Below are 25,651 nucleotides of genomic sequence, written 5' to 3'. Positions count from 1 at the left end.
CCGCAGCCATATCCGGGCACGGGGAACAGCCGCTGATGGTCGCGCGAATCGCACACTCAGGGGCGCGGGGAACTGCGCGACCAGCCACAACACGCCCGCAGCCCCACACAAGCGCACCACCCGAGCTTGTGGGCCCGCCCCGCCCGAACGGGCACACGCGGTCACTATCACCCCCGCAACAGACCTGGTCACCACACCCCACCCGCTGTAGAACTTCCCCCAGAGCCCGAACGGGCAGACAGCGCAGCAGCAAGGCGGGTGAGCCCATGACCAACAGCGCGGAAGACCGCCAGCGGCACATCGTACGGACCGCCCGCACCACCGGCTCCGTCGACGTCAACACCCTCGCCACCCAACTCGGCGTGGCCAAGGAGACCGTGCGCCGGGACCTCCGCGCCCTGGAGGACCACGGCCTGGTCCGCCGTACGCACGGCGGCGCCTACCCCGTGGAGAGCGCCGGGTTCGAGACCACGCTCGCCTTCCGGGCCACCAGCCATGTGCCCGAGAAGCGCCGGGTCGCGGCCGCCGCGGCCGAGTTGCTCGGGGACGCCGAGACGGTCTTCGTCGACGAGGGCTTCACCCCGCAGCTCATCGCCGAGGCCCTGCCCCGGGACCGGCCGCTGACCGTGGTCACCGCGTCCCTTCCGGTCGCCGGGGCCCTCGCCGAGGCCGAGAACACCTCCGTCCTGCTGCTCGGCGGCCGGGTCCGCCCCGGCACCCTGGCGACCGTCGACCACTGGACGACCAAGATGCTGGCCGGCTTCGTCCTCGACCTGGCGTTCATCGGCGCCAACGGCATCTCCCGTGAACACGGCCTCACCACCCCCGACCCCGCGGTCAGCGAGGTCAAGGCGCAGGCGATCCGGGCCGCGCGCCGCACGGTGTTCGCCGGCGTGCACACCAAGTTCGGCGCGGTCAGCTTCTGCCGGTTCGCGGAGATCGGCGCGCTGGAAACGATCGTGACGAGCACGCTGCTGCCCTCTTCCGAGGCCCACCGCTACTCACTGCTGGGACCACAGGTCATCCGGGTCTGACTCTCCAATCGGCTTGTTCAGCAGGCTTTTTGTGCCACACGACACCCTTTATGTCCCTCTATGTCCAGGAGTGATCCATGCGAACCCAGAGCCGACGACGGCCGCCGCGAGCCACGCTCGCCATGGCCGCCGCAGGGACGCTGCTCGCCCCGCTGCTCTCCGGCTGCTGGGTCGGAGCGGGCGGGGCCGGGTCGGGCGGTGACGCCATCAACGTCCTGATGGTCAACAACCCCCAGATGACCGAGTTGCAGAAGCTGACCCGGGCCCACTTCACCAAGGAGACCGGGATCAAGGTCAACTTCACCGTTCTGCCCGAGAACGACGTCCGCGACAAGATCAGCCAGGACTTCGCCAACCAGGCAGGCCAGTACGACGTGGCGACCCTGTCGAACTACGAGATCCCGATCTACGCCCGCAACGGCTGGCTGCACGAGATGAACTCGTACCTGGCCAAGGACCCCTCGTACGACGAGAAGGACGTCCTGGCGCCGATGCGCCAGTCGCTGACCGGCGACGACGGCAAGCTCTACGGCCAGCCCTTCTACGGCGAGTCGTCCTTCCTGATGTACCGCAAGGACGTGTTCGAGAAGGAGGGTCTGACGATGCCGGCCCACCCCACCTGGACCCAGGTGGCCGACCTGGCCGCGAAGGCGGACGGCGCCGAGTCCGGCATGAAGGGCATCTGTCTGCGCGGCCTGCCCGGCTGGGGCGAGGTCATGGCCCCGCTGACCACGGTCGTGAACACCTTCGGCGGCACCTGGTTCGACAAGGGCTGGAAGGCCCGCCTGGACTCCCCCGAGTTCGAGAAGGCGGTGAAGTTCTACGTCGGCCTGGTCCGCGACCACGGCGAGTCCGGCGCCGCCCAGTCCGGCTTCGCCGAGTGCCTCAACAACATGACCCAGGGCAAGGTCGCCATGTGGTACGACGCCACCTCCGCGGCCGGTTCCCTGGAGGCCAAGGGCTCCCCGGTCAAGGGCAAGATGGGCTACGCCCCCGCCCCCGTCGAGGAGACGAAGTCCTCCGGCTGGCTCTACACCTGGGCCTGGGGCATCCAGGACGCCTCACGCAACCCCGACAAGGCCTGGAGGTTCGTCTCCTGGGCCTCCGGCAAGCAGTACGAGCAGCTGGTCGGCGACGAGATCGGCTGGTCCAACGTGCCGGCCGGCAAACGCGCGTCGACGTACACCAACCCCGCCTACGTCAAAGAGGCCGCCGCCTTCCAGGAGATGACCAAGGAGGCCATCGAGCAGGCCCGGCCGAACGACCCGGGGGTGCAGCCGCGCCCCGCGCCCGGCATCCAGTTCGTCGGCATCCCCGAGTTCACCGATCTCGGCACCAGGGTCTCCCAGGAGATCAGCGCGGCCATCGCCGGACGCCAGTCCGTCGAGTCGGCCCTGAAGAAGTCCCAGCAGCTCGCCGAGAAGATCTCCGAGGAGTACGAGGGACGATGACCGCGACAACCATGGCCCCGCCGGCCACTGAGACCGTACGCACCGCGGACCCGTCGAAGGCCCGCCTCCGCGCCTGGGCCACCCGCGGCCCGCTCCTCCCCGCCCTGATCTTCATGATCGTGGTCACCCAGCTGCCGTTCGTGGCCACAGTGGTGATCTCGTTCTTCGACTGGAACTCCCTCTATCCCAAGGCCCGTCACTTCACCGGCGTCGACAACTACCAGGAGGTCCTCACCGACGCGGACCTGCGCCACTCTGTGTGGACGACGGTCCTGCTGACGGTGACCGTGGTCCTGGTCAGCCTGATCCTCGGACTGCTCCTGGCCCTGCTCCTCGACCGCCGCTTCAAGGGCCGGGGCGTGGTCCGCACCCTGCTGATCGCCCCCTTCCTGGTGGTCCCGGTGGCGGCAGCGCTGCTCTGGAAGCATGTGCTCTACAACCCTGAATACGGCCTGCTCAATGGGTTGCTGCACTATGTGGGCGGCCCACAGCCGGACTGGATCTCCAGCACCCCGCTGCTCGCCGTCGAGGCCTCCCTGGTCTGGCAGTGGACCCCGTTCATGATGCTCATCCTGCTGGCCGGCCTGCAGAGCCGCGACCAGCAGCAGATGGAGGCAGCGCGGGTGGACGGCGCGAGCGACTGGCAGATCTTCCGCTATCTGACCCTCCCGCACCTGCGCAGGTACCTGGAGCTGGGCGCGCTGCTGGGCTCGATCTACATCGTCCAGAACTTCGACGCGGTCTTCACGATCACCTCTGGCGGCCTGGGCACCGCCAACCTTCCCTACACCGTCTACCAGAGCTTCTACCAGGCCCACGAGAACGGCCTCGCCTCGGCCGCCGGCGTCCTGGTCGTCATCGGCTCGATCGTCATCGCGACCTTCGCCCTGCGCGTGGTGTCGTCCCTGTTCCGTGAGGAGGTAGGCCGGGCATGAGCAGCACAATCGCCGTGAAACGCAAGGGGCTTGGGCTGGGTCTGGTGGCCTGGCTGCTGGGGATCGTGTTCTTCCTGCCGATCGCCTGGATGGCCCTGACGTCCTTCCACTCGGAGACGGACGCGGCCACCAACCCGCCTTCCTTCGGCGCCGCCCTCACCCTGGACGGCTACCGCGAGTTCTTCGGCACGGGCGGCGGCGCGAGCCCCTGGCCCGCCCTGATCAACTCGACGGTCGCCTCGCTGGCCTCGACCGTCTTCGTCCTGCTTCTGGCCCTCCCGGCGGCGTACGCGCTGTCGATCCGCCCGGTGAAGAAGTGGACGGACGTCCTGTTCTTCTTCCTGTCGACGAAGATGCTCCCGGTGGTGGCGGGCCTGCTGCCCATCTACCTGTTCGCGAAGAACACCGGCATGCTCGACAACATCTGGCTGCTCGTCATCCTCTACACGTCGATGAACCTGCCGATCGCCGTCTGGATGATGCAGTCCTTCCTCGCCGAGGTCCCGGTGGCCGTGATCGAGGCCGCGCGCGTGGACGGCGCCCGCCTTCCCACGATCCTCGCGCGCGTGGTCGCCCCGATCGCCCTGCCCGGCATCGCGGCGACGGCCCTGATCTGCTTCATCTTCAGCTGGAACGAACTGCTGTTCGCGAGGGTGCTGACCGGCGTGGTGGCCGAGACCGCGCCCGTCTTCCTGACCGGCTTCATCACCAGCCAGGGCCTGTTCCTGGCGAAGGTGTGCGCCGCGTCCCTCGTCATCTCCCTGCCGGTGCTCGCCGCGGGGTTCGCCGCCCAGGACAAACTGGTCCAGGGCCTGTCGCTGGGAGCCGTGAAATGAAGGCCGCCGTCATCGAGTCCGTGGGCCGTGCCGTCGTCGCCGAGGTCCCGGACCCGACGCCGGGCCCGCGCGAGGCCGTCGTCGAGGTCGCCGCGTGCGGCCTGTGCGGCACCGACCTGCACATCCTCCAGGGCGAGTTCGCGCCCAAGCTGCCGATCGTGCCGGGCCACGAGTTCGCGGGCGAAGTGGTCGGGGTCGGCACCCAGGTCACCGAGCTCGCGGTCGGCGACCGGGTGGCGGTGGACCCCTCCCTGTACTGCCACGAGTGCCGGCACTGCCGTACGGGCCACAACAACCTCTGCGAGCGCTGGGCCGCGATCGGCGTGACCACGGCGGGTGGCGCGGCGCAGTTCGCCGTCGCGCCGGTGGCCAACTGCGTGCGGCTGCCGGAGCACATCCGGACGCAGGACGCGGCGCTGGTGGAGCCGCTGTCCTGTGCCGTGCGGGGTTATGACGTCCTGCAGTCCCGGCTGGGCGCCCATGTCCTGATCTACGGCTCGGGGACGATGGGCCTGATGATGCTGGAGCTGGCCAAGCGGACCGGCGCGGCGAGCGTGGACATGGTGGACGTGAACCCGACCCGTCTGGAGACGGCCCGCCGGCTCGGCGTCTCGGCGTCCGCCGCGAACCCGGACGAGCTGGACCGCCCCCAGGGCTGGGACCTGGTCATCGACGCGACGGGCAACGCGGCGGCGATCCAGGACGGCCTGGACCGGGTGGCCAAGGCGGGCACCTTCCTCCAGTTCGGCGTGGCCGACTACGCGACGCGGGTGACGATCGACCCGTACCGCATCTACAACCAGGAGATCACCATCACGGGCTCGATGGCGGTGCTGCACAGCTTCGAGCGGGCGGCGGAGCTGTTCGCGAACGGCGTCCTGGACCCGGAGATCTTCATCAGCGACCGGGTCCCCCTGGACCGGTATCCGCAGGCGTTGGAGCAGTTCGCGGCGGGGGTGGGCAGGAAGATCGTGGTGGTGCCGTAGCCCCGCTCGGCCATTTGGCCGTCGGGTAAGGGAACGGCAAAGTGGGCCCGATCGTTCACGGGGCATGACAGCTATGACCCCCGGCTCGAACATCCCCCTGTCCGCCGCCCGCGTGACGGTGGACGTCGCCGCGCCCGTGCGCCTCGACGTATCGGGCCTGCTGCTCACCGCCGACGGCAAGGTGCGCTCCGACGACGACTTCATCTTCTACAACCAGCCCTCAGGCCCGGGGGTGACGTACCGCTCGGGCGGCGGTACGGCCCCCGACGCGATCACCGTCGACACGTCGGCCGTACCGCCCGGCATCGAGAAGATCGTCGTCACCGCGAGCCCGGACGCCGCGGGCCAGACGTTCCAGGGCATCGAACCGACGGCCACGATCCGCAACGCGGACGACAACAGCGTGCTGGCCACGTTCACGCCGCCGCAGCTCGGCACCGAGACGGCGCTGGTGATCGTGGAGGTCTACCTGCGCAACGGCGCCTGGAAGGCCCGGGCGGTGGGGCAGGGCTACGCCAACGGGCTGGCCGGGATCGCGACGGACTTCGGCGTGACGGTGGAGGAACCGGCACCCACGGCCGCCGCTACGCCCGCGCCGACGCCTGTGGCTCCGCCGGTCGCGCCCACCGTGCAGACCCCGGTGGCTCCGCCCGCCCCGGCCGTGGACCCCAGGATCGCCCCGCCGCCGGCCCCCGCCGCGCCCCCGGCTCCGCCCGCTCCCGCTCCCGGTGCCGGGAAGATCAACCTCGACAAGGGCCGCGTCAGCCTCCAGAAGAACCAGACGGTGTCCCTGGTCAAGGGCGGCCGTCCGCTGCTCTCCCAGGTCAAGATGGGTCTCGGCTGGGAGCCTGCCTATCGCGGCAAGGACATCGACCTCGACGCGTCGGTCATCGCCTACGGCCCGCAGCGCAACCACATCGACAGCTGCTACTTCGGCAAGCTGTCCATCGTCGGCGGCGCGATCAAGCACTCCGGCGACAACCTCACGGGTGAGGGCGGCGGTGACGACGAGGTGATCGTCGTGGACCTCGGCCGGCTCCCCCAGGAGGTCACCGGGCTCGTCTTCACGGTCAACTCCTTCTCGGGGCAGAAGTTCACGGAGGTCGCCAAGGCGTACTGCCGTCTCATCGACGCCGCGAGCGGAGAGGAACTGGTCCGCTTCGACCTCACCAACGCGGAGGCGCAGACGGGCGTGATGATGGCCAAGCTGATCAAGCAGTTCTCCGGCGAGTGGGAGATGACGGCGATCGGCGACTTCGTGAAGTCCCGCACGGTGAGGGGAATGGTGAAGCCGGCGGCACAGGCGCTCTGAGGGGCGCCGGGGGTGGTTGTTCGGCTGCGGACCGGTGGGGGCCGGTCACGCAGTTCCCCGCGCCCCTGAAGCAGGTGGGTACAGTCGCGCGAGCCCGGCTGCACCAGCCCTTTTTTGGGGGCGCGGGGAACTGCGCGACCAGCCACGACGCACCCGCACCCGCACCCGCACGATCACAAAGCAAGGCACATCCAAACGCGCCCTACGCCCGCAGCCCCTCCATGAGCAGGGACAGGTACCGCCGGACGGACTCGCCCCCGCCGTCCGCCAACTCCGCCGCACCGGCGACGCCGTGCGCCAGCCGAAGCAACTCGATCGGCTCGACATCCGGCCGCAGCGTCCCCTCCGCCCGCGCCGCCGACACCAGCCGCGTCGCCGCCTCCCGCACATGTGTCCCGCACACCGTGAGCACCGCTTCGCTCCCGTCCGCCATCGCGGACCCCAGCAGCGTCCTCAGCCCCCGCACCTGGATCGTCCCGACGCACAGCTCGTAGAGCCACTCCGCCAGCGCCCGCCCCGGCGGCAACTCCTTCGCGAGCTCGTCGGCACGCCGGGCCAACCCCTCGACGCGGTCCACGTACGCCGCCTCCAGCAGGGCCCGCCGCGTCGGGAAGTGCCGGTACAGCGTCCCGGACCCCACACCGGCCCGCTTGGCGATGTCGTCGAGGGACGCGCCCTCGCCACGCTCGGCGAACGCCTCCGCGGCCACCTTCAGCAGCCGCTCGTAGTTGCGCCGAGCGTCCGCGCGCATGGGCCTGACCTGCGTCATCCGGGTGCTCCTTCCCCTCAGGGCAGTTGGCCGGAGGCGTGCAGCGCGTCGAACACCATTTGATCCACCGCCGAGACGCGCGCACGATCGCCGTAGCCGAACCAGTCCGACTCCGCGATCTCCCGTGAGGCAGTCAGCGGACCGGTGTACTCGGCGGTGTAGCAGATCATCCGGAACTCGGTGCCCCCGTCGCCATCCCTCCGCGTCTCGAAGGTGCCGACGTGCACCATCGTGGCCGTATCGACCCGGGACCGGAGTTCCTCGGTGATCTCGCGTGCCAAGGTCTCGGCGTCGGACTCGCCCGGCTCCCGCTTCCCGCCCGGGAAGTAGAAGACGTCCACACCGCGGTTGCGTGTCACCAGCACCCGCCCGTCACGCACCAGAACCCAGGCCACCTTCTCCGGAACGCCCTCGCGCTTCCCCATACCCGGACCCTACCCACTGGCTAGAACAGCGCGCTGTACCCGTTGAGCGCCGGCTGCCCGCCCAGGTGGGCGTAGAGCACCGTGGAGTCCGCGCCGATCTCCCCGCGCCCGACGAGGTCGATCATCCCGGCCATGGACTTGCCCTCGTACACGGGGTCGGTGACCATCCCCTCGGTGCGGGCGGCGAGGCGCATCGCCTCCAGCGTGGTCTCGTCGGGGATGCCGTAGACGCCCGCGTGGTACCGCTCGTCCAGCTCTACGTCCTCTTCGGTCAACTCCTTGTGTACGCCGATGAGCTGCCCGGTGCGGTGGGCGATCCGTGCGATCTGTTCCCGGGTGGTGACAGGCTTGGCGGAGGCGTCGATGCCGAGCACGCGTCGGGGCCGGCCGCCCGCCTCCTCCAGCGCCCGGAACCCGGCGACCATGCCGGCCTGGGTGGACCCGGTCACCGAGCAGACCACGACCGTGTCGAAGAAGACGCCCAACTCACGCTCCTGATCGGCCACTTCATAGGCCCAGGCGGCGAATCCGAGGCCCCCGAGCGGGTGGTCGGAGGCGCCGGCGGGGATGGCGTAGGGCTTGCCACCCCCCTCCTCGACGTCCCTGAGCGCCTGCTCCCAGCTCTCCTTGAACCCGATCCCGAACCCGGCCTTCACCAGCCGCACGTCGGCCCCGGCGAGCCGGCTGATCAGGATGTTGCCGACCTTGTCGTAGACGGCGTCCGGCCAGTCCACCCAACTCTCCTGCACCAGCACGCACTTGAGCCCGGCCCGGGCGGCACACGCGGCGACCTGGCGGGTGTGGTTGGACTGGACGCCGCCGATCGAGACCAGGGTGTCGCAGCCCTTGGCGAGGGCGTCCGCGACCAGGTACTCCAGCTTGCGGGTCTTGTTGCCGCCGTACGCGATCCCGGAGTTGCAGTCCTCGCGCTTGGCCCACAGGGCGGCACCACCGAGGTGCGCGGTCAGGCGCTCCAGGCGGTGCACGGGGGACGGCCCGAAGAGGAGGGGGTAACGGTCGTAGGACGAAAGGGGCATGAGGACCTCCCGGGTCGGTCGCTGTGGGCTCAGTCGCTGTCGGCCAACTCGGCCAGGCCCCGCCAGATCTCCGCCGTGACCCGGACCGCCTCGTCCACGTCACCGGCCGCACAGGCCTCGATCAGCCGGTCGTGCAGGCCCGCCGACCGGCAGTTGCCGCCCTCGCCGAAGCGCCTGCGCTCCAGCCGGCGGATGAGCGGGGTGTACCGGGCGGTGGTGGCGGCGGCCGCGCCGTTTCCGCTGACACGGACGAGAACGTCGTGCAGGGCGTCGTCGGCGCGCAGGGCCTCGTCCACCTCGCCGGCGCTGACGGCGGCCGCGAAGCGTTCGTTGGCCGCGCGCATCGTCTCGATGTCGGCGGCGAACAGGCGTGGCACGGCGACCCGGGTGACCAGTTCGTGCATGGCCCCGACCACGGCGGCGGCGTCCCGCACGTCGGCGGCGACGACTTGGGTCACGCGGGTGTAGCTCTGCGGCTTGCTCTCCAGCAGCCCCTCGTCGACCAGCCGCGCGAAGGCCTCCCGCACCGGCGCCCGCGACAGCCCGAGCCGCTCGGCGAGATCGGCGTCCCGCACAACCTCCCCGGGCTCGATCTCGCCGGCCACGATGGCGTCCCGGATGGACGCGTAGGCACGGTCCCGGAGAAGGGTGCGGGCAAGCGGTCGTATGGCCTCCATGGACTGAAATGTTAGATGTCAGTACTGGGGCGGGCAAGGGTGTGGCCCGCACCCCCCGTGAGGTGCGGGCCACGCTCGGGCTCAGGCCGCCCAGGGCCAGTCGGCGTTCTGACGAAGTTGGCGACCGCGAGCAGGAACAGTTCGGAGCGTGCGTCACGCTCGCGGCCCCGGCCGCCCTCGTAGGTCCGCAGGATGCGTCCCGTCGACGTCACCCGCGAAGTGGGACGGGCCCGAGCGGCCTTCTTGTTGAATCGCGCCACGGTGAATTCCCCCGAATTCATTTCCGTTTCGGAGGGAGGCGCAGCAAAAGGAGGGTGACCGAGGTCGAAGTCGACTGCGGTGCTTATAAACTGGCGCGTCTTCCGTTCCGCCACACCGACCCTGAGTCGATGACGGAATCGAACCCGCACGAGGGCTTTCCCCCACCAGTTCCCGAAGTATCCGCTGCCTGCGCACCGGGCACCCACCATGAGCTGCGCCTCCCGAGATCAGCATGCTCGCACCGGGAGGTGCGTGAAGTTGTGGTGCCCAGTATTCAGATCGGCGGAACCGCCATTAGGTGCTCTGCCTCTGAGCTAGGCCGGCACGTGGTACCGGTGGCGGGATTCGAACCCGCGGCCTCCCCATTAAGAGTGGAAGTAGGTCCTGCCTTCGCACCTGGACGTTCATCACTCTAGGAGGCGTGCCGCGGGCCGGGCGAGCGAATTGAATTCAGCCGCGCTTCTGCCGCTTCCACGGCCCCGTGATCGCCAGCATGATCCCCGGAGTCTGGATGTTGGCGTACAGCGTCCGGCCGTCGGGAGAGAAGGTGACGCCGGTGAACTCGCTGTACTCGGGCTCGTCTTCGGTGCCGAGGTTCAGTTCGTTGCGGGCGATGGGGTAGGTGCGGCCGCTCTCCGTGGCCCCGAACAGGTGCTGGACGCCCTCGCCGTCCTCGGCGATGACGAGTCCGCCGTACGGGGAGACGGTGATGTTGTCGGGGCCGTCGAAGGCGCCGTCCTTGGACGGGTCGGGGTTGACGCCGAGGAGGACCTTCAGGGTGAGGGTGCGGCGCTTGGGGTCGTAGAACCAGACCTGGCCGTCGTGCTGGACGGGGCTCTCCTCACGGGCGTACGAGGAGACGACGTACGCGCCGCCGTCGCCCCACCACATGCCCTCGAGCTTGCGGGCGCGGGTGACCTGGCCGTCGGTGAACTGCTTGCGGACGGAGACCGTCTTGGCGTCACGGTCGGGGACGTCGACCCAGTCGACGCCGTACACCGTGCCGATCTTCGTGGCGCGGGAGAGGTCGTCGACGAACTTGCCACCGGAGTCGAAGCACTTGAAGGCCTGCAGGACCCCCGCGTTGTCGGCGAGGGTGCGCAGCTTGCCGCGGCCGTGGTGGAAGCCCGTCGGCGGGGTCCAGCGGAAGAGCAGGCCGTTGGGGCCGGAAGCGTCCTCGGTCAGGTAGGCGTGGCCGCGCTTGGGGTCGATGACGACCGCCTCGTGGGCGTACCGGCCGAACGCCTTGACGGGCTTGGGGTCGCGGTTGGCGCGGCGGTCCTCGGGGTCGACCTCGAAGATGTAGCCGTGGTCCTTGGTCATGCCGTTCTGGCCGGCCTTGTCCTCGGTCTCCTCGCCGGTGAGCCAGGTGCCCCAAGGGGTGCTGCCGCCCGCGCAGTTGGTGGAAGTGCCGGCGATGCCGACCCACTCGGCGACATGCCCGTGGCGGACCTCGACGACCGTGCAGCCACCGGAGGCGGCGGGGTCGTAGACGAGGCCCTCGGTGAGCGGCACGGGGTGGGGCCAGTTGGCACGCGGGCCCTTGAGCTCGTGGTTGTTGACCAGGAGGGTCGCGCCGCGGGGGCCGCAGAAGGTGGCCGTGCCGTCGTGGTTGGACGGGGTGAACTCGCCGGACTCCAGCCTGGTTTTGCCGCTGTAGGTGATGACGCGGTACTTGAACCCGGCGGGCAGCGCGAGCAGGCCGTCGGGGTCGGCGATCAGCGGGCCGTAGCCGACGCCGCCGTGGACGCCCGCGGACTGCGCGTCCGCGCTCTCGACGTCGGTGGCCGCGAGCGCGTTGGGGGCGGTGGCGAGAGCGCCGACCGTGCCCGCCAGCACGACACCGGCCCCGGTGATGGCGGATTTCGCGGCAAAGTCCCTGCGGGTGAGCGACATGGTGTCTCCTGAGACGGTGGGTATGCCGTGGAGGGTGGGGGACCTCGGGTCGGCGCTACGCTCCCGCCCACATCTGAACACCGGTTGAACGCCAGGAGACTTCAGTGCACCCGGTTCCATGAATCAACAAAGGGCGAGAAAAGCGCCCCTTTTAGGGGCGCGGGGAACGGCGCGACCAGCCCCCACTCACCCGCACCCGCGACACCACCTCAACCCCCCTGCTGCGACCGCGCCTTGAACGCCGCCTTACGGGCCTCCTTGGCCACCCTCTTGTCCGGATGCAACCGCCCCATCGCCTCCAGCACATCCGCCGTGGCCGGGTGATCCACCCGCCAGGCCGCCGCGAAGAACCCACCGTGCTGCTGGGCCAGCCCTTCCACCAGCCCCTGCAGCTCCTCGGAGTTCCCCTCCGCGGCGAGCTGCGCGGCGATCGTGTCGACGGTCAGCCAGAACACCATGTCCTGGGACGGCGCGGGCACGTCCCCGAACCCGCGCTCGGTCAGCCAGACCCGGGCCAGCCCGCCCAGCTCGGCGTCATCGAGGACCTCCCGCAGCGCGGGCTCGGCCACCGCGCCGACCAACGACAGCGCCTGCTGACACCGCAGCCTGCGCAGCGGCGCCCCGGCGTCGCTGCCCCGGGCCGCTGCCAGCAACTCCCGTGCGGCGGCCAGGGATTCACGCCGGTCCAGCCACTGCTCGGTCTCGGCCTGGGCGGCGGAAGGAGGAAACGCGGCGGTCCCGTCCAGGAGCGCGTCCGCCCCCTTGTCGGCGAGGTCGCCGACGGCCGGGGCCGCGATTCCGGCCTCCAGCAGCCGCGAGCGCAGCCCGTACAGCCCGAGCGGGGTCAGCCGGACCATGCCGTACCGGGAGACGTCGGTGTCGTCGACGACCGCGGCGGGCTCCTCGTCGGTGTCGGCCATCAGCGCCTCGTCGACAGGCTGGTACTCGACGATCCCGACCGGCTCCAGGATCCGGAACTGCTCGTCCAGCCGCATCATCGCGTCGGACACCTGCTCCAGGACGTCGTTGGTGGGCTCGCCCATGTCGCTCGGCACGATCATCGACGCGGCGAGGGCGGGCAGGGGGACCGGTCCGTCGCCCGGGCCGTCGGCGCCGACCGTGAGCAGGTAGAGGTTGCCTAGCACGCCGTCGAGGAACTCCTGCTCGGCCCGCGGGTCCCAGTCCAGGGAGGCGAAGTCGACCTCGCCGTCCTCGTCCAGGGCATCGACCAGATCGTCCAGATCCGGCACGCTCGCGTCGGCCAGCGCCGTCTCCAGCGCCGTCAGCCACACGCCGAGCACGTCCTGCGGGGACCCGGACAGCAGGGCCAGGTCCTCGCCGGTGGCAACCGTGCCCTCCTCCTCGTCGACGATCTCGACGAGCCCGGTGTCGACGGCGATCCGCCAGGCCTCGCTCGCGTGGGCGGCCGCGTCGTCCCCGGTCAGCTGGAGGTGCGCGGCCGCCGCGGGCAGCTGCTCCTCGACGAGTCCGCCCCCGGCGTCGACCCGGGTGTCCTCGCCGGCCCAGCGGGCGAGCTTGGCGGCCCGGGCGAGCAACGGCGTGGACAGGGCGTCCCGCGCCAGCTCCGCTTCGGGGTGCAGCCGCACCGGCGGCAGGGGGGAGCTGTCTGACATCGGCTGGTTCTCCTAGGACGCGTCGTGCCACTCAGCCGCTCAGCGTAGACGGATATCCACCCATGCCGCCCGGTTCATCTCCCGGACGGGGTCCGTACATGGCTGAAACCTTGACAACTGGACTGACCAGGCAGGAGATTGACGCGCGTAGAAATCCGGCGGACATCTGTTCACTGTATGTTCTACGCGCGTCGCCACCGCCCCACAGGTCGCGGCTCCCCCGTTTCACGTTCACCCTCGTCCCAGGCGCCTACGTTCGTCCCCGGAGGGATCCCGTTGCCGAGCAAGAAGTCCGCGCGTCTCGCCGCGCTCACCGTCGCCGCCCTGTCCGCGGCCTCCACCGTCGTCCTCGTCTCGCCCGCCCACGCGGCCGCGGTGAGCATCCATGACATCCAGGGCGCGACCCGGATATCCCCGTACGCCGGTCAGAAGGTCACGGATGTGGCCGGAATCGTCACCGGCGTGCGTACCTACGGCTCCTCCAAGGGTTTCTGGATCCAGGATCCGAACCCCGACGCCGACCCGGCCACCAGTGAGGGCGTCTTCGTCTTCACCAGCTCCGCCCCGAAGGTCGCCGTCGGCGACGCCGTGACGGTCACCGGCACGGTCTCGGAGTACGTCCCGGGCGGCACCTCCAGCGGGAACCAGTCGGTGACCGAGATCACCAAGCCGACCGTCACGGTCCTCTCCAGCGGCAACGCGGTCCCGGCGGCCCCGGTGATCGACGCGAGGTCGGTACCGGCCGCGTATGTCCCGGCGGGCGATGCCGCCGCGGGCAACTCGATCAACGGCCTGACGCTGGAGCCGAAGAAGTACGCCCTGGACTTCTACGAGTCCCTGGAGGGCATGAACGTCAAGGTCGCCGACACCCGCGTGGTCGGCGCGAGCGACCCGTACACCGAACTGTGGGTGACGGTGAAGCCGCGCGAGAACGCCACGGCGCGGGGTGGCACGCTCTACGGCTCCTCCAGCTCGCAGAACACCGGCCGGCTGCAGATCCAGTCGCTGGGCGCGACCTCGGCCTTCCCCGTCGCGAACGTCGGTGACGTCCTCACCGGCTCCACCGCGGGCCCGCTGGACTACAACCAGTTCGGCGGCTACACCCTGGTCGCCAACGAGATCGGCACGCTGAAGAGCGCGGGTCTGGCGCGGGAGACCACGCAGAAGCAGAGGAACGGGGAGCTCGCGGTCGCGACGTACAACGTCGAGAACCTCGACCCGACCGACGCCACCTTCGAGGAGCACGCCTCCGCGATCGTGAACAACCTGAAGTCGCCCGACATCGTGTCCCTGGAGGAGATCCAGGACGACAACGGCGCGAAGGACGACGGCACGACCGCCGCCGACGTGACGGTGAACAAGCTGATCGACGCGATCGTGGCGGCGGGCGGTCCTAGGTACGAGTCGCGTTCGATCGACCCGGCCAACGACACGGACGGCGGCGAGCCGGGCGGCAACATCCGCCAGGTGTTCCTGTTCAACCCGGAGCGGGTCTCCTTCACGGACCGCGCGGGCGGCGACGCCACCACCGCGGTGGGCGTCAACAAGGTCCACGGCAAGGCGCAGCTGACGGCCTCCCCGGGCCGTATCGCCCCCACCGACGACGCCTGGAAGTCCAGCCGCAAGCCGCTGGCCGGCGAGTTCGTCTTCCGGGGCCGCACGGTCTTCGTGATCGCCAACCACTTCAACTCCAAGGGCGGCGACTACGGTCTGACCTCGGCGACCCAGCCGGTGCCGCGCAGCTCGGAGATCCAGCGCCACCAGCAGGCGACCCTCGTCCACGCCTTCGTCAAGGACATCCTCGACACCCAGAAGAACGCGGACGTCATCGCCCTCGGCGACATCAACGACTTCGACTTCTCCGACACCGCGAAGATCCTGGAGGGTGACGGCGAGCTCTGGTCGGCGATCAAGTCGCTGCCGAAGAGCGAGCGTTACACCTACGACTACCAGGGCAACCAGCAGGTCCTGGACCAGATCCTGGTCAGCCCGTCGATCCGGCGCGGCTGCGACTTCGAGTACGACAGTGTGCACATCAACTCGGAGTTCCACGACCAGATCAGCGACCACGACCCGCAGGTGCTGCGCTTCAAGCCGTAACCCGTAACCCGTAATCCGTAACCGGTCAGGCCTGGTTGAACACGCCGTTCAGCCAGGCCTGCCACTCGCCCTCGCACTCCTTGATGTCGGAGTCGGGGGCGAAGTCGTGCAGGGAGATGCCGACCGGGTGGCCCCAGTGGTTGCGCCCGAAGACACGGGTGAGTGACCGGTCGGTGCGCAGCCCGATGAAGTAGGGGTTGCGGAAGTCGACCACGGCGTCGAAGGTGTCCGGGCCGTGGACCGTCACGCGCGTGCCGGCGGCCACGTCCTCGCCGACGCCGAGGGCCCGTCCCACGACGGCGAGGGCGTCGGGGGCCTTGGACGCCTCGGGTCCGTCGAAGGTCGCGAAGGCGGCCGGGCGGGGCGCGAAGTGGGTCAGGTACTCGCGCAGGGTGTGCAGATAGAAGTCGGTGTGCTTGGCGGCGCCGTCGTACTGGTTGTCCCAGTCGTCGACGAAGATCCCGCTGTGCACGTAGCGCACCCAGGCCCGCCGGCCCTCGTCACGGGGTTCGACGGTGTAGTCGAGCTGGTTCAGGCTCTGCTCGGAGATGCCGTCGACGTCCTCGACCCGGTTGGTGTAGTGGTGCGGCGGGTCCCAGGCGGTGACCTTGGACCCGAAGGGGCCCTTGCCGCCGACCCGGGGCTCGGGCGGCTCCATCGGCCACAGATAGCCGCCGGTGCCGGTGGTGATCGCCTCCCACACCTGCTCGGGGGTGGCGTCGACCTCGAACTCGCGGGCGATCTCGAACTCTTTGGACATGATCTACTCCAACTCGCTCTGTTTCAGCGTGGGATGGACGGCCACCACGATCCGGTGGTCACGGCCCCCCTCGGCGTCCGGGGCGTCGTACTTGCGGATCAGGCCGGTGACTCCGGCCGTCAACTCCTCGATGAACGCGGCCCGTTCGGCGGCCGAGGCGAAGCGCACCTCGCCGTCCAGCGCGTACGTCGCCAGGCGCTTGCGGGCCTTCGTCGCGCCGGTGATCAGCGAGCCGACGTCCCGCACCAGGCGGGCGCCGAGCGCGAGGAGCCAGCGCGCGGAGAGCTGGTCGCGGAAGCGGTCCGGGTCGGGCTGCACGGCGGCGAGGGCGAGCGGTGAGATCACGTACGACGCCGCGGTCGCCCGCATCAGCCGCTCGGTGACGTTGCCCTTGCGGCGCTCCCCCGCGAGCTCGACCAGGCCGTGCCGCTCCAGCGCCTTCAGGTGGTAGTTCACCTTCTGCCGGGGCAGCCCGACCTTGCCGGCCAGCATGGCGGCCGACGCGGGGCCGGCCGCCAGCTCGGCGAGCAGCCTCGCCCTTATGGGGTCCAGGGAGACGGCTGCGGCCTCGGGGTCCTCGATCACGGTGACGTCCAGCATGGGTCCACCGTCTCACCGAACACTTTTTTTGTCCAGACGGTTCGAGTTTTCGGTGGGGCGCTCTGGGACGCCCTAGTCGGGAATCAGCCCGAGAGCGTGGTCGTACCGGCTGACCGTGGTGCTCTTCAGCCCCGGCCAGGTCTGCACGCGCTCCCAGCGGTCCGAGGCCGAGCCGATCCCGTCGCCCGGGGCGGCGAGCGCGTCGAGGTGGGCCTGGGCGCTCTCCCACTCGGCATAGTTGAGGACGCGGGTGCCGTCGGTGCTGAGGTGGAAGTGGCCGCTGATACCGCCAGGGTGCGGATTGGGCTCGCTCTCCAGCGCTTCGAGGACGGCGTCCACCCAGGCGCGCTGCCGGTCGGAGTCGGGTCCGTCGAACTCGATGTCGACGATCACGATGCAGCCGGGCACGCGCGGGTCACCGTCCCGGGCGGCGCTGCGGTAGTGCCGGTAGCGGCCGAGGCCGAGGCGCTCGATGCCCGGAACGACGGTGTCGATCTCGTCCACCCGCTCCTGCCGGTGCGTCTTGACGAAGGCCTCGTAGGCCTGCTCGCTCGTCCACTGCGAGTAGTGCATCAGGGTGGCGGCGTCGTGCCCGCTGTAGAGGTGATAGCCGAGCAGGCCGTCGGCGGGCCAGGGCCGCCGCTCCCAGACGGCGGCGACGGCCTCGACGGTCTGCCGCTGGCGCAGGGGGGTGCCCACACGCCAGTGGCTGAAGAAGGGAGCACCGACGCGAGGGTCGGTCAGGTCGGGGTGAGTGTCGGTACGACGTGTCATGCCGACCACCCTCCGACCTCAACCGCGATTCAGGTCAAGTCGGCGATTCAGAAGGGGGTTTCGGGAGACCCGCCACGACATGGACGAGCAGGCCGACGACCAGCCCAGCAGCCCTTCCAAGTTGCCCGCGCGCTCCTGGCGGCGGTGCTGCGGCGCACGGGGAAGGAGTTGCTGGACGACGAACTCGCCGACCGCGCGGCGGCGTTGACGTACTACGGCGTCCTGTCGCTGTTTCCCGCCCTGCTGGCGATGGTCTCCCTGCTGGGCGTGGTGGGACAGCGCGCCACGGACAAGATCCTGGACAACATCGCGGACCTCGCACCGGGCCCGGCCCGGGACATCCTGCGCAACGCGGTGGTCCAGCTCGGCGACAGCGGCGGCACCGGCAGCGTCCTTGCGATCCTCGGACTGCTGGCCGCGCTGTGGTCCGCCTCCGGGTACGTCGCCGCGTTCATCCGTTCGTCCAACGCGGTGTACGACCTTCCCGAGGGCCGCCCGGTGTGGAAGCTGACACCGCTGCGGCTGGCGCTGACCGTGACGCTGATGCTGATGCTGGCGGCGAGCGCGCTGATCGTGGTGTTCACGGGTCCGCTGGCCATGGGGGTCCCCCCGGTCGAACGAAGTTGAGACTGGGGGAGGGCGGGCAGGGCGGTGGGGTTCGGTGACGCGGCGATCGCGATCTGGGGCGTGGCCAAGTGGCCGGTGCTGCTGCTCCTGGTCGTCATGATGATCGGGCTGTTGTACTGGGCCGCCCCCAACGTCCGCGGCCGCGGCTCCAGCTGGATCTCCCCGGGCAGTGTCATCGCCACCCTGGTCTGGCTCGCCGCCTCCGCGGGTTTCGCCCTCTACGCCGCGAACTTCGGTTCGTACGACAAGACGTACGGCACCCTCGCCGGCGCCATCGTCTTCCTGGTGTGGCTCTGGCTGACGAACCTCGCGATCCTGCTGGGTCTGGAGTTCGACGCGGAGCTGGCGCGGGACGGGCTATCGCCTCCGGCGCGGCCGGGCCGACTCAGGAGCCGTATGTGGAGCCCGGGACACGCGGAAGTGGCCGCCGAGATTGCGGGCGTCCCGGGCGTCCCGGGCGTCTCGGGGCAAGTGAGCCGACCCGGCCCACCCGGCACACGCGGACGTGGGCGGCACCCGTGACTCCGGGTGCCGCCCACGTCGGGCCTTCGGCGTACCGAGGCCTACTTCTTCGGGGCCTACTTCTTCGGGTACCGCCACGACACGACGACGATCGCGGCCAGGGCGGCGCCGACGATCAGCGCCGGCCGTGGATGCCGTAGCACCGCCATGACCAGCGGCCGGGCCGGTCCGGGCACATCGTGCTGCGCCCTGCGCTCCAGCGCGGCACTCGTCTGGGATGCCTTGCCCTGGGTGGTCCGGCCCGCCCGCTGCGTCCGGTCCTGGACCTTGTGGCCGGCCTGCGTGGCCTTGTCGTGCACGGTGTGACCGGCCTGCGCCGCGCTGCTGCGCAGTTGCACGGTCATCGCGCCCGCCTTGTCCCTGAGGTCTGCCGCACGGGCCCGGGCACGGCCCTTCACATCCATCTTTCCTGCCAACTCCTCCACTGTGTCGCCCAGTTCGCTGCGGGTCCGCTCGATCTGCTGCCGCAGTTCCTCGGGCCCCTTGGCTCCCGTCACGGGGGGCTCCCCGCCCGTCCTGTCCGTCATCGGTGCGCCCTTTCCCTGATCTCCTCGACGTCCGCCTTGACGCTGCCGAGGGCCTCCTCGGGCGTCGGGGGTGTGGCACGGCGCAGCTGAGCGCGGCCGAGGGCGGCGAGCACCCCCGCGATCACGAACAGCACAGCCGTCACGATCAGCGCCGAGGCCCACACCGACAGCACCAGTGAGAGCGCGGCGGTGGCCGTTCCGGCCAGGGCGAGCAGACCCGCGTAGGCGAAGGCACCGGCCGCGCCGAGCAGCCCGCCGCCCTTCCCGGCCCGCCGGCCCTTCTCGGCCAGCTCCTCCTTCGCGAGGGCGACTTCCTGCCGTACCAGCCGGGAGACCTGTTCGCTGGCCTGTCCGACGAGTTCGCCCACCGAGTGATGTTCGTCTTGCGCCGGCCTGGGGGCCGTGGTTCCGGTCACGTGTTCCGCCTCCTCTCGGTCGGACCACCCGGGTACCCGGCCCGGCCCCCGCTACCCCACCTGCGGGCCGCCGTCCGGGCCGCACTGTCCGAGCCGGGCCAGCTGGCTCTGGAACCAGTCCAGCCGGGCCTGCAACAGGGCTGCCTCGGCGGCGAGTTCGGGCACTCCGAGTTCCTGGGGCAGCCCGGGATCACCGGGCTCGAGGACGGCGGCCGGCCGTGCCACCACCCGCAGCCCCTCTCCGGCCAGCCGGGCGAACCCGGCGAGCGAGACGGCCGTACGTCCGCGCAGGCAGCCCCCGCAGGACGGAGACAGGGCCCGCCAGCCGGGTCTGCCCCAGCCGGCGTCGGCCAGGGCCGCCGCGACCGTGCCGCAGGCGCAGGGTCCGACGGTGGCGGTGCGCACCCGCTGGCGGGCGTAGCGGAAGCCGCGCTCGAAGCGGAGGTAGCGGCCGAGGACCAGGACGTCGAGAAGGACGGCCGTGCGGTGCTCGGCCGTGCACAGCAGAGCCTCCGCCGCCGCGCGGTCGTGCACACAGTGGAAGCCGCAGTCGCAGCGGCGGTTCGGTGCCCGGTGCCGCAGGCCGTAGACGCAGGACGCGTCGGCCAGGACTCCGTACGGCCGCGCGCCGCCGAGCGACACACCGGTGAACCCGGCCCGGGTGCCGTCCTGGGACAGCACCGGGTGGGCGATCTTGAATCCGGTCGGCGGCTCCGTCGGTCGTTCCTCCGGAAGCCGCAGTCTCATCGGGCCGCCGGAACCTCTTCGGGGGCCTTCAGTTCCTTGATCTCCTCCGGAAGTTCGAGCTCCTCGTCCTGAATCTGCGGCCGCTCCTCGGCGACTCCGGTGGCCAGTGCCTTGCCGAGCTTCATGACGCCTCCCACACAAAGGGGTCCTTCTCGCCATGGTGACCCATGAGGGCCGTAATGCCCATAGGGCCGCCCCGGACTCCGTAGCAACCCTTCACGGCGCCTCGTAGGAGAATTAAGTGGAGCTTCACCTTCGGCGGGCCGAGACTGCTGCCATGACGACTTCGCCCGCCTTCGGCCGCGCCCTCTGCGCCATGATCACTCCCTTCACCGAGGAGGGCTCGCTCGATCTCGACGGCGCTCAGCGGCTGGCCGCGCGGCTGGTGGCCGAGGGCTGCGACGGCCTCGTGCTGTCCGGCACGACGGGTGAGTCGCCGACCACGACGGACGCGGAGAAGGCGGCCCTGGTGACGGCGGTGCGGGAGGCGGTGGGCGAGAGAACGCCGGTGGTGGCGGGGGTGGGCACCTTCGACACCCGGCACACCGTGGAGCTGGCCCTCGCCGCCGAGAAGGCGGGCGCGGACGGGGTGCTGGTGGTCAGCCCCTACTACAGCAGGCCGCCGCAGGACGCGCTGGAGGCCCACTTCCGCGAGATCGCGGACGCCTGCGCACTGCCCGTCATGCTCTACGACATCCCCGGCCGCACCGGCACCCGCATCGAACCGGAGACGATGATCCGGCTCGCCGAGCATCCCCGGATCGTCGCGGTCAAGGACTGTTCCTACGACTTCCTGGGCGCTCAGAAGGTCCTGGACCGCACGGAGTTGGCGTACTACGCGGGCTGCGACGAGCACATCCTCGCCCTGTACGCGGTGGGCGGGACGGGGTACGTCAGCACGGTGGCCAACGTGGTCCCGGCCGAACTCCGCGCGGTCCTGGACACGTTCGAGGCGGGCGACACCCCCGTGTCCGCCCGCCTCCAACAACGGGCCACGCCGCTGATCGAGGCGATGATGTCGGCGGGCCTGCCCGGCACGGTCACTGCCAAGGCCCTCCTCAACGCGCTCGGTCTGCCGGCGGGCCCGGTCCGCGCCCCGCTGCGGCCCGCCGACCGGGAGACGGCCGACGGGCTGCTGGCGGAGTACGAACGCCTCGTGGCCGCCTGATCAGGGCTGGGCGAACAGCGGCTCCCAGCGCCCGGCGTCCCCGTCGTTGCCCTCCCGGAAGCCGCTGAGCGGGACCTGCTTGTCGCTGCCGACGGTGACCAGGACGAGCCGCTGATGGAACTCGCTCTTGTCGTTCTCGCCGATGTCCCAGGCGATGAGCTGCTTGTTGCCCACCCAGGCCAGCAACTGCTGCCCGCGCACCTCGGTCTTGGCGCCGGTCTCGGCGTCGAGGACCCAGGAGGAGGTCTTCCACTTCCTGCCCGCGAAGTCACCGGCGACGAGCATGCCGCTGGGCGACTTGCCCGCGTCGACGAACCACTCCAGGTACCTGTCCTGCGCGGGCGTGGGGACCTTGACGCCCTTGAGGTCCCAGAACTCCTTCCCGATGTCCCCCATGGGGTTCCCGGCCCAGACGTGCCGGCCGTCGTCGGTGAGGGCGAAGTCCTGGCGGGCGTTGAGGAAGCCGGCCCCGAACTCACCGTCGTCGGAGGCGAGCTTCACCTCGCTCCAGGCGCCCTTCCCGGAGGCCCCGTCGAGGACGTAGAAGCCGGTGCGGCTCGACGTCCCCTCCTGATCCCAGCCGTCGGAGCCCTGCGTCTTGATCAGCCGATCGGGGTTCTTGCTGTACGTCGTCGCGACCAGCTTGCGGCCGTCGCGGGAGAAGGCGAGTCCGCCGACGCCGTGGTCGACCGGGATCCACCGCTGGACCGTGCCGGTGGTCAGGTCGAGCAGACCGATCCGGGAGGCGGGCAGGTCCTGTTCGAGGACGGCGGCGGTCTTCGCGCCGGGAGCGACGGCGACCCAGGACCAGTCCGCGGCCCTGGCGTACTTGCCGGTCTTCGGGTTGAGCAGGTGGTAGGTGCGCCGGTAGACGGCGGTCCCCGCGGTCTTCTTGACCGTCTCCGGGACGAAGTACCCGGCCAGGGTCGTGCCCCCGACGGAGATCTCCTCGCGCGGCGGGGACTGGTCGGGGTGGGCCTTGGTCTTCTTCTCCACCACGACCCCGCCGCCGCCCGAGGGGCGCACGTCCTCCTTGCCGGAGTCCAGCAGCGGCACCGCCACCCCGACGGCGACCACGGCGACCGCGGTCACGGCGGCGGCCGCGATCCTGCGGTTGCGGCGGCGGCGCCGGACGGCGAACACCCGGTCGGCGAATCCCACTGCCGCCGGGGACTGTTCGGCGGCCTGTTCGCGCAGTGCGTCGCGCACGATGTCGTCGACGTTCACGAACGCACCTCCACGGGCGAGTGGTCACGGGAGTCGAACCGCTCGGTCTCCGCGGGCCCCAGGGCGGCCAGTTCGGGGGCGAGCTGACGCAGCCGGGCCAGCGAACGGTGGGTGGTGGACCGCACGGTGCCGACCGAGCAGCCCAGCAGGCGGGCCACGTCGGCCTCGGGCAGGTCCTCGAAGTAGCGCAGCACCAGCACGGTGCGCTGGCGTGCGGTGAGCCGGGAGAGGGCCTCGCGTATCACCAGGCGCAGTTCGGCCGCGGCGGCGGTGTCGGGGCCGGGTTCGCCGGTGCCCGGCGGTTCGGGCGGCTCGGCGACACTGACCTCCCGGCGGGGCCACTTCAGCCGCCAGCGGCTGACCTGCTGGCGGTAGAGGACCTGCCGTACGTAGGCCTCCGGTTCGTCGATCTTCTGCCACCGCCCGGCCGCCTTCACCAGGGCGTTCTGCAGCAGGTCCTCACCGGCGTGCCGGTCTCCCCCGCACAGCAGCACGGCGGTCTTCAGCAGAGCGGACGACCTGCTGTCCACGAAGTCCCGGAAACTCTCCAGCCCTTCGGCATTCATCGTCACCTTCTCTTCCCCGGCGACACCTGTGCGCCGCCCCTCCGACCCTTGTGACGCGTGCGGGTCGCCGCCGCTATGCCACCCCCACGAAAAAAAATCGCCGCGGAGGAACTCTGTCCTCTGCGGCGACTTTCGGTGGCGCGGATCGGTTGCGCGGGTTCAGTTGTGGCTGTGCAGGACGTCGTTGAGGCCGCCCCAGACCGCGTTGTTCGGGCGGGCCTCGACCGTGCCGGTGACGGAGTTGCGGCGGAAGAGGATGTTCGAGGCGCCGCTGAGCTCGCGGGCCTTGACGATCTGGCCGTCGGGCATGGTGACCCGGGTGCCCGCGGTGACGTAGAGACCGGCCTCGACGACGCACTCATCGCCGAGCGCGATGCCGACACCCGCCTCGGCGCCGATCAGGCAGCGCTCGCCGATGGTGATGCGGACGTTGCCGCCGCCGGAGAGCGTGCCCATGGTGGAGGCGCCACCGCCGATGTCCGAGCCGTCGCCGACCACGACACCGGCCGAGATGCGACCCTCGACCATCGACGTGCCGAGCGTGCCCGCGTTGAAGTTGACGAAGCCCTCGTGCATGACGGTGGTGCCCGCGGCGAGGTGCGCGCCGAGGCGGACCCGGTCGGCGTCGGCGATGCGGACGCCCTTGGGGGCCACGTAGTCCGTCATGCGCGGGAACTTGTCGACGCTCGTCACCGCGAGGTGCAGGCCCTCGGCGCGGGCGTTGAGACGCACCTTCTCGATCTCGTCGACGGCGACCGGGCCGAGCGAGGTCCAGGCGACGTTGGGCAGGAGGCCGAAGATGCCGTCCAGGCTCTGGCCGTGCGGCTGGACCAGACGGTGCGAGAGCAGGTGCAGACGCAGGTAGGCGTCGTGCGTGTCGAGCGGCTTGTCGTCGAGGGAGGCGATGACCGTGCGGACCGCGATCACCTCGACGCCACGGCGGGCGTCCGGTCCGATCGCCTTGGCGGCGCCTTCGCCGAGCAGTTCCACGGCCCGGTCGGCCGAGAGCCGCTCGGTGCCGGCCGGGCCGGGTTCGGCGGAGAGCTCGGGAGCGGGGAACCAGGTGTCGAGGACGGTGCCGTCGGCGGCGACGGTGGCGAGGCCTGCGGCGATGGCGCCGGTGGTGCGCGGAGCAGTCGTGTCGGTCATGAGGGAAACCTAACCGGCGCGGGGCACGGTACGCGAACCCGTACACGGGGCGTCTCGGGTGATGGGCGGCCCGCACTCCCCCGCGGTGCGGGCCGCCCGGTCGGTGGGGTCAGCCGCGATCACCGGCCCGGGCGACGACGGCCGTAGCGGTCGTCGAGCCGCGCGAACAGCTCCGGCTGCTCCAGCGACCGGGCCACGACCTCCGCGTCGTCCTCCGTCCGTGCCGTGGACGACGGTGGCCCACTCACAAGGCTCCCCCTGGTTCGTCGGTGTGTGCGTGACACCCCCTGTTGCCCGATGGGCCGCGAAGAGTTCACGGCCGGCGCGGGAATCTCAGCGCATCACCCGGTCCCGACCGGGATCACCCGCGCCAGCACCTCCCGCGCATACTCCTCGTCGTACGGCACTCCGGTCAGCAGCACCTGGAGACAGATCCCGTCCATCAGCGCGACCAGCGCCCGTGCCGTGACCCGGTCCGTGCGGCGGGCGAGGCGTTCGGCGAGGTCGTCGGCCCACTCGGCGGCGACGGGGCGCAGGGCGGGGCGGCGCAGGGCGGCGAGGTAGAGCTCGTACTCCAGCTCGACGCCGGTGCGGTCGCCGCCGAGCCAGTCGCCGAGGACCCGGGCGAGCCCGGCGGCCAGGTCACCGCCGGGGTCGTCCAGGGCGCCGTGCGCGGCGACCGCCTTGGCGAAGCCCTCGCTGGCCTGGCGCAGCGCGGCGACCATCAGCTCGTCGAGGCTCTTGAAGTGGTACGTCGTCGATCCGAGCGGCACATCGGCCGCAGCGGCGGCGCTGCGGTGGCTCAGCCCCGCGAGCCCCTTCTCCCCCACGACCCGGATGGCGGCGTCGATGATCCGCTGCCGGCGCTCGGGGTCGTACCGCCGGGCCATCAGTGCGCCCCGCCCAGGTTCAGGACCACGACGCCCACGATGATCAGCGCGATCCCGGCGGCTCTGGTGACCGTCATCCCCTCCCCGAGGAAGACCATCCCGATCGCGGCGATGGCCGCGGTGCCCGCTCCGGCCCAGATCGCGTACGCGGTGCCGACCGACACCGTCTTCAGCGTCTGGGCGAGCAGCGCGAAGGAGAGGACATAGCCGAGCACGGTCAGCAGCGAGGGCCCGAGCCGGCTGAAGCCCTCGGTGTACTTCATGGCCGTGGTCGCTCCGACCTCGGCGGCGATGGCTCCGGCGAGCAGCAGGTATCCCATGTGTA

Annotated in this window: 27 protein-coding genes and 2 pseudogenes; 9 read left to right on the top strand and 20 right to left on the bottom strand. The window is 70.7% G+C overall.

What is annotated here, in order from left to right:
* Positions 1–266 precede the first annotated feature (266 nt).
* The 6 genes from ACIRP7_RS14405 (at position 267) to ACIRP7_RS14380 (ending at position 6,554) form a co-directional block, all read left to right on the top strand.
* Complete coding sequence (locus tag ACIRP7_RS14405) at positions 267–1,034, top strand: DeoR/GlpR family DNA-binding transcription regulator (RefSeq protein WP_403658041.1); 768 nt, start codon at positions 267–269, stop codon at positions 1,032–1,034.
* A 77-nt stretch (positions 1,035–1,111) separates the two neighbouring features.
* On the top strand, positions 1,112–2,485 hold the full coding sequence (locus tag ACIRP7_RS14400) for an ABC transporter substrate-binding protein (RefSeq protein WP_403658038.1): 1,374 nt from the start codon (positions 1,112–1,114) through the stop codon (positions 2,483–2,485).
* Complete coding sequence (locus ACIRP7_RS14395; protein WP_403658035.1) at positions 2,482–3,420, top strand: carbohydrate ABC transporter permease; 939 nt, start codon at positions 2,482–2,484, stop codon at positions 3,418–3,420. The genes ACIRP7_RS14400 and ACIRP7_RS14395 overlap by 4 nt, the downstream gene beginning before the upstream one ends.
* Positions 3,417–4,256: a carbohydrate ABC transporter permease gene (locus ACIRP7_RS14390; RefSeq protein WP_403658032.1), complete on the top strand. Its 840-nt coding sequence runs from the start codon at positions 3,417–3,419 to the stop codon at positions 4,254–4,256. The genes ACIRP7_RS14395 and ACIRP7_RS14390 overlap by 4 nt, the downstream gene beginning before the upstream one ends.
* The gene (locus tag ACIRP7_RS14385) at positions 4,253–5,242 is read left to right on the top strand and encodes a zinc-dependent alcohol dehydrogenase family protein (RefSeq protein WP_403658029.1); all 990 of its coding nucleotides are present in this window, start codon (positions 4,253–4,255) and stop codon (positions 5,240–5,242) included. Before ACIRP7_RS14390 ends, ACIRP7_RS14385 begins: the two co-directional genes overlap by 4 nt.
* 73 nt (positions 5,243–5,315) lie before the next feature.
* Positions 5,316–6,554, top strand: coding sequence for a TerD family protein (locus ACIRP7_RS14380; RefSeq protein WP_403658436.1), 1,239 nt, complete (start codon positions 5,316–5,318; stop codon positions 6,552–6,554).
* Between the two features lie 202 nt (positions 6,555–6,756).
* On the opposite strand, the gene ACIRP7_RS14375 is transcribed toward ACIRP7_RS14380, so the two are convergent.
* The 7 genes and pseudogenes from ACIRP7_RS14375 to ACIRP7_RS14345 form a co-directional block, all read right to left on the bottom strand.
* A complete protein-coding gene (locus ACIRP7_RS14375) occupies positions 6,757–7,323 on the bottom strand; it encodes a TetR/AcrR family transcriptional regulator (RefSeq protein WP_403658026.1) in 567 nt (188 codons plus the stop codon).
* Positions 7,324–7,340: 17 nt separating this feature from the next.
* The gene (locus ACIRP7_RS14370; protein ID WP_403658023.1) at positions 7,341–7,748 is read right to left on the bottom strand and encodes an NUDIX domain-containing protein; all 408 of its coding nucleotides are present in this window, start codon (positions 7,746–7,748) and stop codon (positions 7,341–7,343) included.
* 20 nt (positions 7,749–7,768) lie between these two features.
* Entirely contained in the window at positions 7,769–8,785 is a 1,017-nt protein-coding gene (locus ACIRP7_RS14365; RefSeq protein ID WP_352390524.1) for a 1-aminocyclopropane-1-carboxylate deaminase, read from the bottom strand.
* A gap of 29 nt (positions 8,786–8,814) precedes the next feature.
* Entirely contained in the window at positions 8,815–9,462 is a 648-nt protein-coding gene (locus tag ACIRP7_RS14360) for a GntR family transcriptional regulator (protein WP_403658018.1), read from the bottom strand.
* 98 nt (positions 9,463–9,560) lie between these two features.
* Positions 9,561–9,722: pseudogene (locus ACIRP7_RS14355) on the bottom strand (TROVE domain-containing protein); the annotation flags it as partial.
* 451 nt (positions 9,723–10,173) lie between these two features.
* The gene (locus tag ACIRP7_RS14350) at positions 10,174–11,619 is read right to left on the bottom strand and encodes an alkaline phosphatase PhoX (RefSeq protein ID WP_403658015.1); all 1,446 of its coding nucleotides are present in this window, start codon (positions 11,617–11,619) and stop codon (positions 10,174–10,176) included.
* Between the two features lie 209 nt (positions 11,620–11,828).
* Positions 11,829–13,253 (bottom strand): hypothetical protein, encoded by a 1,425-nt coding sequence (locus ACIRP7_RS14345; protein ID WP_403658012.1) that lies wholly within the window; start codon positions 13,251–13,253, stop codon positions 11,829–11,831.
* A gap of 276 nt (positions 13,254–13,529) precedes the next feature.
* On the opposite strand from ACIRP7_RS14345, the gene ACIRP7_RS14340 reads away from it, so the two are divergent.
* A complete protein-coding gene (locus tag ACIRP7_RS14340; protein ID WP_403658009.1) occupies positions 13,530–15,353 on the top strand; it encodes an endonuclease/exonuclease/phosphatase family protein in 1,824 nt (607 codons plus the stop codon).
* Between the two features lie 25 nt (positions 15,354–15,378).
* Here the strand turns inward: ACIRP7_RS14340 and ACIRP7_RS14335 are convergent, their stop codons facing one another.
* From ACIRP7_RS14335 to ACIRP7_RS14325, 3 genes are all read right to left on the bottom strand, one after another.
* Positions 15,379–16,113 (bottom strand): SRPBCC domain-containing protein, encoded by a 735-nt coding sequence (locus ACIRP7_RS14335; RefSeq protein WP_403658006.1) that lies wholly within the window; start codon positions 16,111–16,113, stop codon positions 15,379–15,381.
* A gap of 3 nt (positions 16,114–16,116) precedes the next feature.
* Positions 16,117–16,713 carry an ArsR/SmtB family transcription factor gene (locus ACIRP7_RS14330; RefSeq protein ID WP_403658003.1) on the bottom strand — a complete coding sequence of 199 codons (597 nt, stop codon included), beginning with the start codon at positions 16,711–16,713 and terminating at the stop codon, positions 16,117–16,119.
* Positions 16,714–16,785: 72 nt separating this feature from the next.
* Positions 16,786–17,487 (bottom strand): antibiotic biosynthesis monooxygenase, encoded by a 702-nt coding sequence (locus tag ACIRP7_RS14325; protein WP_403658000.1) that lies wholly within the window; start codon positions 17,485–17,487, stop codon positions 16,786–16,788.
* 79 nt (positions 17,488–17,566) lie between these two features.
* On the opposite strand from ACIRP7_RS14325, the pseudogene ACIRP7_RS14320 reads away from it, so the two are divergent.
* Positions 17,567–18,589: pseudogene (locus ACIRP7_RS14320) on the top strand (YihY/virulence factor BrkB family protein).
* 103 nt (positions 18,590–18,692) lie between these two features.
* On the opposite strand, the gene ACIRP7_RS14315 reads toward ACIRP7_RS14320, so the two are convergent.
* The 4 genes from ACIRP7_RS14315 to ACIRP7_RS14300 are packed head-to-tail and all read right to left on the bottom strand — an operon-like array spanning position 18,693 to position 20,451.
* Positions 18,693–19,163, bottom strand: a complete 471-nt coding sequence (locus tag ACIRP7_RS14315) for a DUF3618 domain-containing protein (RefSeq protein WP_403657997.1) — start codon at positions 19,161–19,163, stop codon at positions 18,693–18,695.
* Positions 19,160–19,579, bottom strand: coding sequence for a phage holin family protein (locus tag ACIRP7_RS14310; protein ID WP_403657994.1), 420 nt, complete (start codon positions 19,577–19,579; stop codon positions 19,160–19,162). The genes ACIRP7_RS14315 and ACIRP7_RS14310 overlap by 4 nt, the downstream gene beginning before the upstream one ends.
* 51 nt (positions 19,580–19,630) lie before the next feature.
* Positions 19,631–20,326 carry a hypothetical protein gene (locus ACIRP7_RS14305; RefSeq protein WP_403657991.1) on the bottom strand — a complete coding sequence of 232 codons (696 nt, stop codon included), beginning with the start codon at positions 20,324–20,326 and terminating at the stop codon, positions 19,631–19,633.
* Positions 20,323–20,451 (bottom strand): hypothetical protein, encoded by a 129-nt coding sequence (locus ACIRP7_RS14300; RefSeq protein ID WP_352390537.1) that lies wholly within the window; start codon positions 20,449–20,451, stop codon positions 20,323–20,325. Before ACIRP7_RS14300 ends, ACIRP7_RS14305 begins: the two co-directional genes overlap by 4 nt.
* Before the next feature lie 152 nt (positions 20,452–20,603).
* Between ACIRP7_RS14300 and dapA the strand changes: the two genes are divergently transcribed.
* Positions 20,604–21,494 (top strand): 4-hydroxy-tetrahydrodipicolinate synthase, encoded by an 891-nt coding sequence (gene dapA, locus ACIRP7_RS14295; protein ID WP_403657987.1) that lies wholly within the window; start codon positions 20,604–20,606, stop codon positions 21,492–21,494.
* Here dapA and ACIRP7_RS14290 read toward each other — a convergent pair whose 3' ends face one another.
* The 6 genes from ACIRP7_RS14290 to ACIRP7_RS14265 all read right to left on the bottom strand — a co-directional run bounded on the left by ACIRP7_RS14290 (position 21,495) and on the right by ACIRP7_RS14265 (position 25,646).
* Positions 21,495–22,721, bottom strand: coding sequence for a WD40 repeat domain-containing protein (locus ACIRP7_RS14290; protein ID WP_403657984.1), 1,227 nt, complete (start codon positions 22,719–22,721; stop codon positions 21,495–21,497).
* Entirely contained in the window at positions 22,718–23,287 is a 570-nt protein-coding gene (locus ACIRP7_RS14285) for a SigE family RNA polymerase sigma factor (protein WP_403657981.1), read from the bottom strand. Before ACIRP7_RS14285 ends, ACIRP7_RS14290 begins: the two co-directional genes overlap by 4 nt.
* 159 nt (positions 23,288–23,446) lie before the next feature.
* On the bottom strand, positions 23,447–24,436 hold the full coding sequence (dapD, locus tag ACIRP7_RS14280; protein ID WP_352390541.1) for a 2,3,4,5-tetrahydropyridine-2,6-dicarboxylate N-succinyltransferase: 990 nt from the start codon (positions 24,434–24,436) through the stop codon (positions 23,447–23,449).
* Positions 24,437–24,555: 119 nt separating this feature from the next.
* Positions 24,556–24,684, bottom strand: coding sequence for a hypothetical protein (locus ACIRP7_RS14275; protein ID WP_403657978.1), 129 nt, complete (start codon positions 24,682–24,684; stop codon positions 24,556–24,558).
* A gap of 93 nt (positions 24,685–24,777) precedes the next feature.
* Positions 24,778–25,326 (bottom strand): TetR/AcrR family transcriptional regulator, encoded by a 549-nt coding sequence (locus tag ACIRP7_RS14270; RefSeq protein WP_403657975.1) that lies wholly within the window; start codon positions 25,324–25,326, stop codon positions 24,778–24,780.
* Positions 25,326–25,646, bottom strand: coding sequence for a DMT family transporter (locus ACIRP7_RS14265; protein WP_390005607.1), 321 nt, complete (start codon positions 25,644–25,646; stop codon positions 25,326–25,328). Before ACIRP7_RS14265 ends, ACIRP7_RS14270 begins: the two co-directional genes overlap by 1 nt.
* Positions 25,647–25,651: the final 5 nt, after the last annotated feature.

The organism is Streptomyces sp. NPDC102270 (assembly GCF_044766405.1).
Lineage (GTDB): Bacteria > Actinomycetota > Actinomycetes > Streptomycetales > Streptomycetaceae > Streptomyces.
Note: the sequence above shows the minus strand (reverse complement) of the source record. Positions and strands in the feature narration are given on the sequence as shown.

Excerpts from the sequence above, each read along its gene's own strand:
- ACIRP7_RS14380 (WP_403658436.1), top strand. The coding sequence starts at position 5,316 with ATGACCCCCGGCTCGAACATCCCCCTGTCCGCCGCCCGCGTGACGGTG.
- ACIRP7_RS14315 (WP_403657997.1), bottom strand. The coding sequence starts at position 19,163 with ATGACGGACAGGACGGGCGGGGAGCCCCCCGTGACGGGAGCCAAGGGG.
- ACIRP7_RS14305 (WP_403657991.1), bottom strand. The coding sequence starts at position 20,326 with ATGAGACTGCGGCTTCCGGAGGAACGACCGACGGAGCCGCCGACCGGA.
- ACIRP7_RS14270 (WP_403657975.1), bottom strand. The coding sequence starts at position 25,326 with ATGGCCCGGCGGTACGACCCCGAGCGCCGGCAGCGGATCATCGACGCC.
- ACIRP7_RS14395 (WP_403658035.1), top strand. The coding sequence starts at position 2,482 with ATGACCGCGACAACCATGGCCCCGCCGGCCACTGAGACCGTACGCACC.
- ACIRP7_RS14265 (WP_390005607.1), bottom strand. The coding sequence starts at position 25,646 with ATGGGATACCTGCTGCTCGCCGGAGCCATCGCCGCCGAGGTCGGAGCG.
- ACIRP7_RS14400 (WP_403658038.1), top strand. The coding sequence starts at position 1,112 with ATGCGAACCCAGAGCCGACGACGGCCGCCGCGAGCCACGCTCGCCATG.
- ACIRP7_RS14325 (WP_403658000.1), bottom strand. The coding sequence starts at position 17,487 with ATGACACGTCGTACCGACACTCACCCCGACCTGACCGACCCTCGCGTC.
- ACIRP7_RS14350 (WP_403658015.1), bottom strand. The coding sequence starts at position 11,619 with ATGTCGCTCACCCGCAGGGACTTTGCCGCGAAATCCGCCATCACCGGG.
- ACIRP7_RS14335 (WP_403658006.1), bottom strand. The coding sequence starts at position 16,113 with ATGTCCAAAGAGTTCGAGATCGCCCGCGAGTTCGAGGTCGACGCCACC.
- dapA (WP_403657987.1), top strand. The coding sequence starts at position 20,604 with ATGACGACTTCGCCCGCCTTCGGCCGCGCCCTCTGCGCCATGATCACT.
- ACIRP7_RS14385 (WP_403658029.1), top strand. The coding sequence starts at position 4,253 with ATGAAGGCCGCCGTCATCGAGTCCGTGGGCCGTGCCGTCGTCGCCGAG.
- ACIRP7_RS14330 (WP_403658003.1), bottom strand. The coding sequence starts at position 16,713 with ATGCTGGACGTCACCGTGATCGAGGACCCCGAGGCCGCAGCCGTCTCC.
- dapD (WP_352390541.1), bottom strand. The coding sequence starts at position 24,436 with ATGACCGACACGACTGCTCCGCGCACCACCGGCGCCATCGCCGCAGGC.
- ACIRP7_RS14405 (WP_403658041.1), top strand. The coding sequence starts at position 267 with ATGACCAACAGCGCGGAAGACCGCCAGCGGCACATCGTACGGACCGCC.
- ACIRP7_RS14345 (WP_403658012.1), bottom strand. The coding sequence starts at position 13,253 with ATGTCAGACAGCTCCCCCCTGCCGCCGGTGCGGCTGCACCCCGAAGCG.
- ACIRP7_RS14365 (WP_352390524.1), bottom strand. The coding sequence starts at position 8,785 with ATGCCCCTTTCGTCCTACGACCGTTACCCCCTCCTCTTCGGGCCGTCC.
- ACIRP7_RS14390 (WP_403658032.1), top strand. The coding sequence starts at position 3,417 with ATGAGCAGCACAATCGCCGTGAAACGCAAGGGGCTTGGGCTGGGTCTG.
- ACIRP7_RS14360 (WP_403658018.1), bottom strand. The coding sequence starts at position 9,462 with ATGGAGGCCATACGACCGCTTGCCCGCACCCTTCTCCGGGACCGTGCC.
- ACIRP7_RS14375 (WP_403658026.1), bottom strand. The coding sequence starts at position 7,323 with ATGACGCAGGTCAGGCCCATGCGCGCGGACGCTCGGCGCAACTACGAG.
- ACIRP7_RS14300 (WP_352390537.1), bottom strand. The coding sequence starts at position 20,451 with ATGAAGCTCGGCAAGGCACTGGCCACCGGAGTCGCCGAGGAGCGGCCG.
- ACIRP7_RS14285 (WP_403657981.1), bottom strand. The coding sequence starts at position 23,287 with ATGAATGCCGAAGGGCTGGAGAGTTTCCGGGACTTCGTGGACAGCAGG.
- ACIRP7_RS14370 (WP_403658023.1), bottom strand. The coding sequence starts at position 7,748 with ATGGGGAAGCGCGAGGGCGTTCCGGAGAAGGTGGCCTGGGTTCTGGTG.